The sequence below is a fragment of the Vibrio sp. V42_P2S4T144 genome (assembly GCF_009904715.1).
Classification (GTDB): domain Bacteria; phylum Pseudomonadota; class Gammaproteobacteria; order Enterobacterales; family Vibrionaceae; genus Vibrio; species Vibrio alginolyticus.
The window spans coordinates 26,077-39,420 of record NZ_WXWS01000107.1 but is presented as its reverse complement, the minus strand read 5'-3'; the positions used below and the strand labels follow the sequence as shown (position 1 = coordinate 39,420).

Genomic DNA, 13,344 nt, shown 5'->3' with positions numbered 1-13,344 from the left:
GTGCGTATGCGCTTAAATAATTGTCGTTATGCTTTACTATAATTAAGTTGCCATAACCTCGTAGCGCATTGCCTGAATAAACGACTGTGCCGGCTGCGGTTGAAACGATAGGTTGACCACGCTGTCCTGCGATGTCGATACCTTTATTTCCCTGTTCTCCCGCCGAAAAGTTCTTGATTACTCTCCCTTTTGTTGGCCACAACCACTTTGAGACTTTATCACTCTTTGCTGTGGTAGCTGGCGCTTTTTTCTTCACTTTTTGGTTATCTTTTGAACCAACATACTCCTTTGTTTTCGATTGTTCAACCTTCTTTGGAGGCTGTTTTTGTACGACTTTAGGCTTAGTCTCTGTAGGTTTTTGACTAGAGTTTTTACTCGAAGGTTTAGGTTTAGAGGCTGTTGATGTTTTCGTCACTGGAGCTGGGGGTGTCGTAACAATAGGAGCCACAACGGGTTCAACTTTTTGACCATATTTAGGGGCGACATATTTCGGAGCCCAAAGTTTTAGCCTCTGTCCTGGGTAGATAGTGTAAGGCTGAGTTAACTCATTGTAACGAACAAGATCATTTACATCTTTATCTGTGACATAAGCTATGAAGTAAAGTGTATCGCCTTTTTTTACCTCATAATAACTCCCTCTGTAACTCCCTCTTTCAAGGCTTGAATAGTCTTTTTTTAGGCTAGAGACAGGTGCAGGGGAATGTGCTGCACAACCAACTAGTCCTGCAGCAAACACAAAGCTAATACCAATATGACGTAGTAACTTATTCACCTATCCCTAACCCTTAAGCTAAATCACCCGCAACCAGAGGTACGAACCGAACCATTTCTACAACGGTAGAGAGATATTCGTCTCCCTTACGCTCTATTTTTAATAACTGTTGTTCCGTATCTCCAACAGGAATGACCATTTTGCCGCCATCTCTTAATTGTGAGAGAAGAGCTTGGGGAATCACTTCAGCGGCAGCGGTAACAATAATAGCATCGAAAGGACCTCGCGCTTCCCAGCCCTGCCACCCATCAGCATGCTTAGTTGAAACATTGTAGATATCCAATTGCTTCAGGCGACGCTTTGCTTCCCATTGCAACGATTTAATTCGCTCAACGGAGTATACATGATCAACAATTTGCGCCAGTACCGCGGTTTGATAACCCGATCCCGTTCCGATTTCCAGAACACGACTCGCCGGCTCTAGCTCAAGCAACTCGGTCATACGCGCAACGATATAAGGCTGAGAAATAGTTTGTCCCTGACCAATTGGTAACGCATTGTTATCATAGGCTTGGTGCATCATCGCTTGAGAAACAAAGCTTTCTCGTGGCAAGCGTTGGATAGCATCCAGAACTCTTTGGTCTTTGATGCCACTGGAGATAAGAAACGCTATCAACCTGTCAGCATGTGGGTTACTCATTACTTCTCTTCCTTTAACCAACTATCCATAGCACGCAGCGACTCGTGAGCGGTGAGATCAACTTGCAGAGGCGTCATTGAAACTCGGCCATGCTCAATTGCATAAAAGTCCGTGCCCTCTCCTGCATCTTGCTCCTTTCCTGGTGGCCCTAACCAATAAATGTCATGGCCTCTCGGATCTTTCTGCTTGATCATATTCTCTGCGTGATGACGTGCACCTAAACGCGTAACTTCAATTTCACCTAAATTCTCTGATGGTAAGTCAGGCACGTTTACGTTCAGTAGACGATTCGTTGGAATCGGCGACGCTAAATGTTGTTGTACAATTTGACGTGCAATTTTAGCGGCGGATTCGAAATGTCGCTTACCCACTAGAGAAAAAGCCACCGACTGAACGCCAAGGAAATGACCTTCCATGGCTGCTGCTACTGTTCCAGAATAAAGAACATCATCACCCAAATTAGCGCCATGGTTGATTCCTGACAGAACAAGATCAGGCAAATCATCTTTCATTAGCTCATTCAGCGCGAAATGCACACAATCCGTGGGCGTGCCTTGCACTGAGTAGATATTTGGGGCAATTTCAGTCACGCGTAATGGTTGTTCTAATGTGAGTGAATTCGAAGCACCTGAACGATTTCGATCAGGTGCGACAATGGTCACTTCGGCGATATCTCTCAACTCATCAGCGAGGGCATGAATCCCTTGTGCATGAACACCATCATCATTGCTGATTAAGACTCTTAAGGGCTTCGGGTTTCGTGAATCCTGTTCCATTAGTATTCTCTTTCTACTTCAACCTCATTAACTAACTCACGAACAATAGAGGTCGCAAAAGATCCCGCATCCAGTGAGAAAGTCAGCGTAATGTTGTTACCTTCAACCGTCCAAGCTAAATCTTTTGGCTTCAGCGCAATATCGCGACGATCGTGGCGCATGCGATTACCACGAATCAGCGCCATGAGGTCAGGCTCTTCGTCTAAAAACGGTTGCTCTAATGCCAGAGCCTCGGCTTGAGTAGGCAGTGCATTATCGCCAGCAAGCGCAGCGGTAATTGCCGCTTCACCTTGTGCAAATTGCACTTGCAAATCAGTGATGTGGTTTGCATCAATCAACTGAGTGCCAGAATTCGTCTGTGCAATGTCACCATCAATGAACTTATCAAACACACCATTCTCTAGACGAGCTGAAACGATGCGGTTGAAAATCCACGAACGAGCCGCTGATAAATACATACTGCGCTTGTTTTGATTGCGGGTACGAACGTTTTCGCGTCCCCATCGACGTGCTTCTTCAAGGTTGTTGCCATCGTTACCAAAACGCTGACTACCAAAGTAGTTTGGCACGCCAACTTGTTTCACTTTTTCAAGACGTTGCTCTACATCCGCTATATCTGTCACTTCAGACAAAGTAACCACGAACTCGTTCCCTACTAGGTCACCAGGACGCAGTTTTTTATTGTGACGATCTGTTGCAAGGATTTCGATACTTGGGTATTGAGCCAAAAACGCTGAAAAATCTGGCGTTTCACCTTTTGGTAAATGGACACTTAACCACTGTTCCGTCACCGCATGACGGTCTTTAAGACCCGCCCAGCTAACGTCTTTCGACTTAACACCACAGGCTTTTGCTAACTCGTTAGCAACGAAGCTGGTGTTCTCGCCCGTTTTACGGATACGAACCATTAAGTGCTCGCCTTCGCCCGTAAAGGCAAAACCTAAATCTTCGCGAACCTGAAAATGCTCTGGCTGCGCTTTAATTTTTGCCGATGCAACTGGCTTACCCGTTAGGTAAGCCAATGAAGATAAAATGTCTGACATGATGTGTTTCCGCTGATATCACAGCTTAGAGGAGCAAATTGCTAGTTATTGCTTAAACAGAAGTACAACGGCTTCCGTTGCAATGCCTTCTTTGCGTCCAGTAAAACCGAGACGTTCTGTCGTCGTCGCTTTTACGTTAATGTTACTAATGTCGGTTTCTAGGTCTTCGGCTATCGCCGCACACATTGCGTCAATGTGTGGTGCCATTTTAGGCGCTTGTGCCATGATGGTTACATCAGCATTGCCAAGACGGTAGCCTTGCTCTTTAACTCGACGGTAAACGTCTTTCAGTAATTCACGACTGTTTGCGCCTTTCCATTTATCATCCGTATCTGGGAAATGACGACCAATATCGCCGGCAGCAATCGCGCCCAGCAGAGCATCCGTTAACGCATGCAACGCTACATCGCCATCTGAGTGTGCAATCAAACCTTGCTCATAAGGGATTGCTACACCACCAATAATGACTGGGCCTTCACCACCGAATTTATGTACATCGAAACCATGACCAATTCGAATCATTTTCTATCCTTTCTTTATTCGCCGCGCTCACGGCTTAGATAAAACTCGGCTAACGCAAGGTCTTCTGGCTGAGTGATTTTTATATTGTTCGCATTCCCTTGAACTAAGGCTGGCTTCTCGCCTAACCACTCCAAAGCCGAGGCTTCATCAGTAATAGTTACACCCTGTTCTAATGCGTCAGCCAGTGCTTGAGTAAGCTGCTGAGTTTTAAACATTTGTGGAGTCAGTGCATGCCACAATGCTTCTCTATCTACCGTATGATCGATATCTTGCACTGCGTTTGCTCGCTTCATTGTATCTCTCACAGGAGATGCGAGAATGCCACCCGTTGAGTGGGCGCAGCAAACATCAATCAAACGGTCAATGTCGGATGTTAATACACATGGCCTCGCAGCGTCGTGGACTAATACCCACTCGCTTTCCAGATGCTCATTGACATAGTTTAGCCCTGATAACACAGAGTCTGCTCTTTCTTTACCACCAGCTACACGAATCACATCTGGGTGCTTAGCAATGGACAATTCTGGGTAATATGGGTCGCCGTCAGTAATGGCAACGACAACCTTAGAAATATTTGGGTGGGAAAGCAGTTTCTCTACGGTATGTTCCAGTACCGCTTTACCTTCGATCAATAAATATTGCTTAGGGCGATCTGCCTTCATTCTGCTACCCACACCCGCAGCTGGCACAATTGCGATATGCGATGAGTTCATATCCAACATTTTAATGGTTTTCCTCACCTATAATGCGGTAAAAAGTCTCGCCATCTTTAACTAAACCGAGCTCATGACGCGCACGTTCTTCAATCGCATCAAGACCTTGCCTTAAGTCATCAATCTCAGCGAACATTTCATTGTTGCGAGCTTGTAGCTTGCTGTTCACTTGTTGCTGAACTTCAATTTCATCTTTTACTGTGTAGTAGTCAGACACTCCGTTTTTACCAAACCATAGAGTGTATTGAAGCAAGCCAAACAGTAGCGTAAGGGCTATAACAAAGATTCGCATATCGCTGCTAACATTCTGTACCGGAAGGAATTAGATAAGGTGACATATATAGCATAAATGCGAGGTTGCCTCTAGGGGAGAAAGGGAGACTCACACGCTCCTTACAAGAAATAAGCAGCAAAATGAAACAAGCTCATAGGAAGCGCTCCTTACCCATGACCAAAGTAAGAGCCAAAAATACAAACCTATAAATACAAAAAACCGCCGTAGCGATGGTTTCAAAAAGCTATTTAGCGAAACTTTACTCAATAAGAATTAAGCTTGATCTTTAACTTCTTTGAGACCGCTTCCTTGAAACATGGAGGAGCGCGCTCATTTAGAGCTTCCGTCATATAAAAAACGCCCCGCAAGTGCGAGGCGTTTTCAAAAGCTTTAAGTTAAGCGGTTAATTCAATTAAGAATTAAGCTTGACCTTTAACTTCTTTAAGACCGTTGAAAGGAGCGCGCTCACCTAGAGCTTCCTCGATACGGATTAGCTGGTTGTACTTAGCAACACGGTCAGAACGGCTCATAGAACCAGTTTTGATTTGACCTGCAGCTGTACCTACCGCTAGGTCAGCGATAGTTGCATCTTCAGTTTCGCCAGAACGGTGAGAGATTACTGCTGTGTAACCTGCGTCTTTAGCCATCTTGATTGCAGCTAGAGTCTCAGTTAGAGAACCGATTTGGTTGAACTTGATAAGGATAGAGTTAGCTACGCCTTTCTCGATACCTTCAGCAAGGATCTTAGTGTTAGTAACGAATAGATCGTCACCTACTAGTTGAAGCTTGTCACCTAGTAGTTCAGTTTGGTGCTTGAAGCCATCCCAGTCAGACTCGTCTAGACCGTCTTCGATAGAAACGATTGGGAATTGGTTAGCTAGCTCAGCTAGGTAGTGGTTGAACTCTTCAGAAGTGAAAGTTTTACCTTCGCCTTTCATGTTGTAGATGCCAGCTTCTTTGTCGAAGAACTCAGATGCAGCACAGTCCATAGCTAGAGTTACGTCTTTACCTAGTTCGTAACCAGCAGCTGCAACAGCTTCTGCGATAACTTCTAGAGCTTCAGCGTTAGATTTAAGGTTAGGAGCGAAACCACCTTCATCACCAACTGCAGTGCTGTAGCCTTTAGACTTAAGAACTTTAGCTAGGTTGTGGAATACTTCTGCACCGATACGTAGACCTTCTTTAAGAGTCTTAGCGCCAACTGGTTGGATCATGAACTCTTGGATGTCAACGTTGTTGTCTGCGTGCTCACCACCGTTGATGATGTTCATCATTGGTAGAGGCATAGAGAACTGACCTGCAGTGCCGTTTAGCTCAGCGATGTGCTCGTATAGAGGCATGCCTTTCGCAGCAGCAGCAGCTTTAGCGTTTGCTAGAGAAACAGCTAGGATAGCGTTAGCACCGAATTTAGATTTGTTTTCAGTGCCGTCTAGTTCGATCATTACTGCGTCGATTGCAGCTTGGTCTTTAGCGTCTTTGCCAACTAGAGCTTCAGCGATTGGGCCGTTTACAGCTTCAACTGCTTTAAGAACACCTTTACCTAGGAAACGTGCTTTGTCACCGTCACGTAGCTCAAGAGCTTCGCGAGAACCAGTAGATGCGCCAGATGGAGCTGCCGCCATACCTACGAAACCGCCTTCTAGGTGTACTTCAGCTTCTACAGTTGGGTTACCACGTGAGTCGATGATTTCACGACCTAGAACTTTAACGATCTTAGACATTAATGTTTCCTCTCGTTTCAAATATAAATGTCAATCTTAAAGGGCAGCAGCACAACCTTCGCCGCCGCCCGTATCCTTTTACTTCTCGAATTCGCCGCGTGCGTTTTGGCCCGCAGCCTTAACAAAACCTGCAAACAATGGATGTCCATCGCGAGGAGTCGAGGTGAATTCTGGGTGGAACTGAGCCGCTACAAACCATGGGTGAGCTGGGTTCTCAATCATTTCCACTAACTTCTTGTCCGCAGATAGACCTGATACTTTTAGGCCTGCTTTTTCGATTTGCGGACGAAGCACGTTATTCACTTCGTAACGGTGACGGTGACGTTCATGGATCGTCGCGCTACCGTACAGTTCACGAGCTTTAGTCCCTTTCTCTAGGTGACACAGCTGTGAACCAAGACGCATCGTACCGCCTAGGTCAGACTTTTCAGTACGCTCTTCTACGCTACCTGATTCGTCTACCCACTCTGTGATCAAACCTACCACAGGGTACTTAGTCTCTTTGTTAAATTCTGTTGAATGTGCACCTTCCATACCCGCAACGTTACGCGCGTATTCGATTAGTGCAACTTGCATACCCAAACAAATACCTAGGTAAGGCACGTTATTTTCACGTGCATATTGAGCCGCACGGATCTTGCCTTCAATACCACGATCGCCGAAGCCACCTGGTACTAGGATTGCGTCCAAACCTTCTAGAAGTTCAACGCCTTTTGTTTCGATATCTTGTGAGTCTACATACTTAATTGTGACGCTTAGGCGGTTTTTCAAGCCAGCGTGTTTAAGCGCTTCGTTCACAGATTTGTATGCATCTGGTAATTCAATGTATTTACCAACCATACCGATGGTTACTTCACCAGTAGGATTTGCTTCTTCGTAGATAACCTGTTCCCATTCAGAAAGGTCTGCTTCAGGAGCAGTAATACCAAAGCGAGCACACACAAGGTCATCTAGCCCTTGAGATTTAATCAACTGAGGGATCTTGTAGATAGAGTCTACATCCTTCATTGAAATTACTGCTTTTTCTGGAACATTACAGAACAGTGCGATTTTTTTACGCTCATTCGCAGGAATAACGCGATCGCTACGGCAAACTAGGATGTCTGGCTGAATACCGATAGATAGAAGTTCTTTTACAGAGTGTTGCGTCGGCTTAGTTTTCACTTCGCCCGCTGCCGCTAGGTAAGGAACAAGTGTTAGGTGCATGAACATTGCGCGCTCACGGCCTAGCTCAACAGCTAGCTGACGAATCGCTTCCATAAATGGTAGTGATTCGATATCACCAACAGTACCGCCAACTTCAACGATAGCCACATCATGGCCTTCAGAACCTGCAATAACGCGATCTTTGATTGCGTTAGTGATATGAGGGATAACTTGAATAGTTGCGCCTAGGTAGTCACCACGACGTTCTTTACGAAGTACGTCGGCATAAACACGACCTGCAGTGAAGTTGTTACGCTTGGTCATCTTGGTACGGATGAAACGCTCGTAGTGACCAAGGTCAAGGTCAGTCTCTGCGCCATCTTCTGTAACGAACACTTCACCGTGCTGAGTAGGGCTCATTGTGCCCGGGTCAACGTTGATGTAAGGGTCAAGCTTCATCATAGTCACTTTAAGACCACGAGCTTCTAGAATAGCCGCAAGAGATGCTGCTGCAATACCTTTACCTAGAGAGGATACAACCCCGCCAGTAACAAAAATGTAATTTGTCGTCATGTTTAACCTGAAATTGGTTGAATGAGGGAAATGGAGTGCTTCTGGACGGGAGATAAATATACCAGAAGCTCCTTACCGCCACAACGTGAAATCTATCACACCGTAATTTTTTATTTTTTGCTTCAAATCAAAGTGAGCAAAGACAACCCAAAGTCCGTTTCGTGTAACCAAACAAGCTGACCTTATATTATGTATTCTGCCAGTTTACCTCTGCCTCGATTCTTCTTGTTTTACTTCATCCCAAAAATGGTCAAGTTCTGATAAAGAACAATCTGTAAGTACTTTGCCTGACTGCTGGACCTTGCCTTCAACTTGTTTAAAACGTCGCGCAAACTTTACGTTTGCTTTTCCTAGCGCGACTTCTGGGTTTTTATCAAGGTGGCGAGCCAAATTGACAGTCGCAAATAGCAAATCACCGAGCTCCAACTCAACTTTCTCTTCATCGGGCTGAACTTGCAGTGCCTCTTCCATGACTTCGTCAATTTCTTCTCGTACTTTATCGACAACCGGGCCAAGTGAATCCCAATCAAACCCAAATTTTGCACATTTTTTCTGAATTTTTGTAGCACGAGAAAGTGCCGGTAAAGAGTTTGGTATTGAGTCTAGGATACTTTCTTCCGCTTTGCCTACTAGGGCTTTTTCTTTTGCTTTTTCCGCTTCCCAGTTCGCGTTAATTTCCTCGTCAGATTCAAACTCAACATCTGAAAAAACATGCGGGTGGCGACGAGTCAGTTTTTCGTTCACGGTTTCGACGACATCCGAAAAGTCGAACAGCTCTTGCTCTTTCGCTAGCTGACTGTAAAAAATCACCTGAAACAACAAATCCCCTAGCTCTTCTTTTAGATTGGGCCAATCTCGATTTTGAATCGCGTCCACCACCTCGTAGGTTTCTTCTATTGTATGCGGAACGATGGTGTCAAAGGTTTGTTTTAAGTCCCAAGGGCAACCGTTTTCTGGGTCACGCAGCTTCGCCATGATTTGTTCTAACTGTTCAATTGGATGACTCATTTTTTGTTCCTTTAAACCTTTCTACTAAAGAAAAAGGTGAGCGGCCAAAACCACTCACCTTCTACATTATATTTTCTCAGCAGCTTTCACTGAGTAATTGTTACTTTGACAAGGCAACAAGTTTTCGCGACTCCTGAGCATAGCCTACTATGTGATGCCCCTGAGCCGGCACGTCGGAATAAGTGCAGCTAACGCAGATAAAAAGCCAAATATGACGCAAGTGTAACTCTGTAAATAGTTGAAGTTGTAGCTAGGCGACAAACAAACGAGACTCCTGAGCATGGTTCACCATGTGATGGAGCGAGTGCGTGCAGTCAACAACGCTACAACGATAACTATGACGAGAGTTTTAGCCGAGGCGTTTCACCGTCATGACATCCTTGATCTGTTCCACACGTTTCGAAACCCGTGAAAGCACCTCAATATTGGTGACTTCTAGGTCAAAGTCCATGATGGCAAGTTGGCGTCTGTAGTCGACTCGGTTCTTCATACTGGTCACTTTGATCTTTTCATTGGCGAACAGTGTCGTAATGTCTTTGAGTAGACCACCTCGCTCCATAGCTTCAACACGCACGGTGAGGATGTATGACCCCACAAAGCCGCTGCCCCAGACTGTATCGATGATGCGCTCTGGCGCATGATGGCGCAGTTCTTCTAGCTGTTCACAGTCACTACGGTGTACTGAAATCCCACGACCTTGCGTTATGTAACCAGAGATATCGTCACCTGGAATTGGCTGACAGCAACGTGCTAGATGTGTCATTAGGTTATCGACGCCTTCTACTACAACTGCGTCTTTTTTCGGTCGGCTTTGCGCGGGTGATTTATGCTCAGCTTCTTGCAGTTTTTCCAGTGCTTGCTGGTCTTCTTCCTCTGCCGTTGGCTTGTTAACTAACGCGTTGATATGATTAATGATTTGGTTGATGCGCAAATCACCGCTACCTACACCAACATACAATTCATCTGGTGTTTTGACGTTAAACCGCTTGAGGGCGTAATGCTCTGCATCTTTTAACGTTGCGCCAATTTTGGCTAACTCATGCTCAAGGATTTCACGACCTGCTTCGAGGTTCTTCTCACGGCTTTGTTTTCGGAACCAGGCGTTAATTTTGGCACGCGCACGACCAGAATGAACGAAGCCTAATGATGGGTTTAACCAGTCACGTGATGGGTTAGGTTCTTTCTGAGTGATAATCTCGACTTGGTCACCCATATGTAATTTATGCGTGAACGGCACAATACGACCTCCGACTTTGGCACCGATACAACGGTGTCCCACTTCGGAGTGAATGTGATAGGCAAAATCTAGCGGCGTTGCCCCCATTGGCAAATCGACAACATCACCACGTGGTGTAAAGGCATAAACACGGTCATCAAAGACTTGGCTACGCAGCTCATCGAGCATTTCGCCAGAGTCAGACATTTCTTCTTGCCAATCCAGTAGCTTACGCAGCCACGTGATCTTCTCATCATAACCGCTTCGGCTGCTTGCCCCTTCTTTATATTTCCAGTGCGCTGCAACCCCCAGTTCCGACTCTTCATGCATTTGCTTGGTACGAATCTGGATCTCGATGGTTTTGCCTTCTGGCCCTAGAATTACTGTATGGATCGATTGATAACCGTTTGGTTTAGGGTTAGCAACGTAGTCATCAAACTCGCTCGGTAGATGCTTGTATTTGGTGTGAACTACGCCTAAAGCCGCGTAACAATCTTGCAGTTTGTCTGCGATGATACGCACTGCTCGCACATCAAACAGCTCATCAAAGGCCAAACTCTTTTTCTGCATTTTTCGCCAAATGCTGTAGATGTGCTTAGGTCGACCACTCACTTCGGCATTGATGCCCGACACTTCCATTTCGTGCGTGAGGTCTTCAACAAAGTCTTTGATGTACTGTTCACGAACGATGCGTCGCTCAGAAAGCTGCTTGGCAATTTGTTTGTAAGTTTCCGGCTGTTGGTAGCGGAAAGCGTAATCTTCAATTTCCCATTTCAGCTGACCGATGCCTAATCGGTTTGCTAGCGGCGCATAGATGTTGGCACACTCTTTTGCCGCCGCACGTCGAACTTCATCTGGCGCTTTTTTAACTTCAATAAGGTTACAAATTCGTTCCGCGAGCTTGATAACTACGCAGCGGAAGTCATCCACCATGGCAAGCAGCATGCGGCGTACGTTATCTACCTGAGATGACGCTGCACTGCCTTCCATGTTGACGTTGAGTTGGCCAATAGCAGCCATTTCTTCAACGCCGTCGATTAATTTTATGATTTCTTTGCTGTATTTCTCTTCCAGAATTTCTCTGTTGAAAGCACCACTTGAAACCAAAGGAAACAGTTGAGCAGCCACTAAAGTGGCTTGATCCATAGACAAGGTGATCAAAATTTCGATCATTTCTCGTCCACGCCACAACAACAGTTCCGCTTGCTCGTTATCAGCTAATACTGTCTGGCAATCTCGATATACTTCGATTAAGCGTGAGGCTGTGTTTTTCTCTTGTCCTAGGCTAGCCACCCAGTTTTCGAGTTCAAACTGTTCATCTTGGTTTAAATGCGCGCTTCTTACCGCAACCATCTCATCATCCTAATTATTATATTCGTGTGGTTTGACTAACACCGTCCAGGTTAGTTCTTTTTACCGCGCGTACACGCTGGCTTTATGACCACCCACCACAAATAAGGGGTCAAAGTCCTAAAGTTAGGACTTTTCAAACAATGCCATCGATTCTAGATGACTGGTATGAGGGAACATATCCAGCATACCTAATTTAGTTAATTTATAGCCTTGCTCTATCAAGCTTTGACTATCCCTAGCAAGGGTAGCAGGATTACAAGAAACATAAACTACACGCTGTGCGCCAAGCTCAGAAACTTGATCGATGATCCCACTCGCTCCCGCGCGTGCCGGGTCTAATAATACTTTATCAAACCGCTCTGCGGCCCAGGCTTGGCCTTCAAAATCTTGCTCAAGGTTAGCGTGATAAAATTGCGCGTTATTGATTTGGTTCAAAGATGCATTGTTTGTGGCTTTTTCTACCATCTCTGCAACACCCTCTACTCCAACCACGTGCTTAGCTAATTTCGCAACTGGTAAACTAAAGTTGCCTAAACCACAGAACAAATCTAACACTCGGTCACTCTTTTGTGGGTCTAACCACTCAACCGCTTGCTTGACCATTTGTTGGTTTACACCTTGGTTTACTTGAATAAAGTTATTTGGTGCAAAAGGGATTTTCACTCCAACTTCTTGATAAAAAGGTATATCGCCTTCGATAAGGTCTAATTGTTCTGTCGATGGCATTAAGTACAACGATGCGCCATGACGTTTTGCCAACTCCGTTAGAGATTGAGTTTCACTCGTTGTCAGAGCGCTCAAGTGGCGCAGCGTAATACACGGACCATTATCACCAAGTACCAGCTCTACATGACCCAATTGTTCCGGCTTTTTGAACGCTTTTAGGGCTGAGTAAATCTCTGGCAGCAAAACATTCAGTTCCGGTGCCAGCACTGGGCAATCGGTCACTTGCGCAATTTGCTTACTCTGCTTTTTACGGAAACCAAAATGTAGCTGACGTGTTTTTTTATCAACAAACAAGCTCACTCTCGCACGGCGACGGTAGGCCTGCGAATATCCCAATAACGGGGCATCTAGTTCAATGTCACTGCCTGAAAATTTTCGCATTAGCTGACGCAACGTTTGCTGTTTGTACGTCAATTGTTGGTCATAATCTAGATGCTGCAAATCACAGCCACCGCACTCATTATAATGTGGGCAAAATGGCTCCACACGAGCTTCACTCGGCTTAAGGATTTTAATCAACTTACCGCGAGCGTATTTGCTCTTTTCTTCCACCAATTGAGTGACCACCTCCTCACCCGGCAGTGCTCCATCAATAAACAATGGCTTCTTTTTGAGGTAAGCAATGCCTGCGCCGTGGTGATCTAAACGCTCTACTTGCACTGCTTGGTGCCGAGTATTGAGTTGGGTTTTCTTTTTCGGTTGAAAGATGCGTGCCATGCTCTATGCCTGATTTATGTGTAATTGCTCTTCGGCTTCACTATTCTTGATTGCAGCCGTTGTGTGATTCGAGTGACTTGATTATGCTTACCGTTTATTCGGTGACGTCACTTCTTTGCTCAAGGCTTTATCGTGCGCTTGAGA

12 protein-coding genes are annotated in these 13,344 nt (G+C 45.4%); all 12 read right to left on the bottom strand.

The window, feature by feature from the left end; translation table 11 throughout:
• On the bottom strand, positions 1-772 hold a 772-nt coding region (locus CAG68_RS03625; protein ID WP_161440796.1), incomplete at its 3' end, for a peptidoglycan DD-metalloendopeptidase family protein.
• A 13-nt stretch (positions 773-785) separates the two neighbouring features.
• Positions 786-1,412, bottom strand: a complete 627-nt coding sequence (locus CAG68_RS03620; protein WP_005380892.1) for a protein-L-isoaspartate(D-aspartate) O-methyltransferase — start codon at positions 1,410-1,412, stop codon at positions 786-788.
• Positions 1,412-2,188 (bottom strand): 5'/3'-nucleotidase SurE, encoded by a 777-nt coding sequence (surE, locus tag CAG68_RS03615; protein WP_005380894.1) that lies wholly within the window; start codon positions 2,186-2,188, stop codon positions 1,412-1,414. Before surE ends, CAG68_RS03620 begins: the two co-directional genes overlap by 1 nt.
• Positions 2,188-3,231, bottom strand: coding sequence for a tRNA pseudouridine(13) synthase TruD (gene truD, locus CAG68_RS03610; protein ID WP_054730361.1), 1,044 nt, complete (start codon positions 3,229-3,231; stop codon positions 2,188-2,190). The genes surE and truD overlap by 1 nt, the downstream gene beginning before the upstream one ends.
• A gap of 45 nt (positions 3,232-3,276) precedes the next feature.
• Positions 3,277-3,753, bottom strand: coding sequence for a 2-C-methyl-D-erythritol 2,4-cyclodiphosphate synthase (gene ispF, locus CAG68_RS03605; RefSeq protein WP_005380896.1), 477 nt, complete (start codon positions 3,751-3,753; stop codon positions 3,277-3,279).
• A 14-nt stretch (positions 3,754-3,767) separates the two neighbouring features.
• The gene (gene ispD, locus CAG68_RS03600; RefSeq protein WP_017821625.1) at positions 3,768-4,475 is read right to left on the bottom strand and encodes a 2-C-methyl-D-erythritol 4-phosphate cytidylyltransferase; all 708 of its coding nucleotides are present in this window, start codon (positions 4,473-4,475) and stop codon (positions 3,768-3,770) included.
• A 1-nt stretch (position 4,476) separates the two neighbouring features.
• Complete coding sequence (ftsB, locus tag CAG68_RS03595; RefSeq protein ID WP_005380907.1) at positions 4,477-4,758, bottom strand: cell division protein FtsB; 282 nt, start codon at positions 4,756-4,758, stop codon at positions 4,477-4,479.
• A 401-nt stretch (positions 4,759-5,159) separates the two neighbouring features.
• Positions 5,160-6,461: a phosphopyruvate hydratase gene (gene eno, locus CAG68_RS03590; RefSeq protein ID WP_005383785.1), complete on the bottom strand. Its 1,302-nt coding sequence runs from the start codon at positions 6,459-6,461 to the stop codon at positions 5,160-5,162.
• A gap of 78 nt (positions 6,462-6,539) precedes the next feature.
• Positions 6,540-8,180, bottom strand: coding sequence for a CTP synthase (locus tag CAG68_RS03585; RefSeq protein WP_021034029.1), 1,641 nt, complete (start codon positions 8,178-8,180; stop codon positions 6,540-6,542).
• A gap of 204 nt (positions 8,181-8,384) precedes the next feature.
• Positions 8,385-9,188: a nucleoside triphosphate pyrophosphohydrolase gene (gene mazG / locus CAG68_RS03580; protein ID WP_005383780.1), complete on the bottom strand. Its 804-nt coding sequence runs from the start codon at positions 9,186-9,188 to the stop codon at positions 8,385-8,387.
• 349 nt (positions 9,189-9,537) lie between these two features.
• Entirely contained in the window at positions 9,538-11,757 is a 2,220-nt protein-coding gene (relA, locus tag CAG68_RS03575) for a GTP diphosphokinase (protein WP_005380915.1), read from the bottom strand.
• 123 nt (positions 11,758-11,880) lie between these two features.
• Positions 11,881-13,200, bottom strand: coding sequence for a 23S rRNA (uracil(1939)-C(5))-methyltransferase RlmD (gene rlmD, locus CAG68_RS03570; RefSeq protein WP_086047039.1), 1,320 nt, complete (start codon positions 13,198-13,200; stop codon positions 11,881-11,883).
• Positions 13,201-13,344 lie beyond the last annotated feature (144 nt).

Coding starts and splice junctions, on each gene's coding strand:
- relA (WP_005380915.1), bottom strand. CDS start 11,757: ATGGTTGCGGTAAGAAGCGCGCATTTAAACCAAGATGAACAGTTTGAA.
- ispF (WP_005380896.1), bottom strand. CDS start 3,753: ATGATTCGAATTGGTCATGGTTTCGATGTACATAAATTCGGTGGTGAA.
- truD (WP_054730361.1), bottom strand. CDS start 3,231: ATGTCAGACATTTTATCTTCATTGGCTTACCTAACGGGTAAGCCAGTT.
- mazG (WP_005383780.1), bottom strand. CDS start 9,188: ATGAGTCATCCAATTGAACAGTTAGAACAAATCATGGCGAAGCTGCGT.
- ftsB (WP_005380907.1), bottom strand. CDS start 4,758: ATGCGAATCTTTGTTATAGCCCTTACGCTACTGTTTGGCTTGCTTCAA.
- ispD (WP_017821625.1), bottom strand. CDS start 4,475: ATGTTGGATATGAACTCATCGCATATCGCAATTGTGCCAGCTGCGGGT.
- CAG68_RS03620 (WP_005380892.1), bottom strand. CDS start 1,412: ATGAGTAACCCACATGCTGACAGGTTGATAGCGTTTCTTATCTCCAGT.
- eno (WP_005383785.1), bottom strand. CDS start 6,461: ATGTCTAAGATCGTTAAAGTTCTAGGTCGTGAAATCATCGACTCACGT.
- surE (WP_005380894.1), bottom strand. CDS start 2,188: ATGGAACAGGATTCACGAAACCCGAAGCCCTTAAGAGTCTTAATCAGC.
- CAG68_RS03585 (WP_021034029.1), bottom strand. CDS start 8,180: ATGACGACAAATTACATTTTTGTTACTGGCGGGGTTGTATCCTCTCTA.
- rlmD (WP_086047039.1), bottom strand. CDS start 13,200: ATGGCACGCATCTTTCAACCGAAAAAGAAAACCCAACTCAATACTCGG.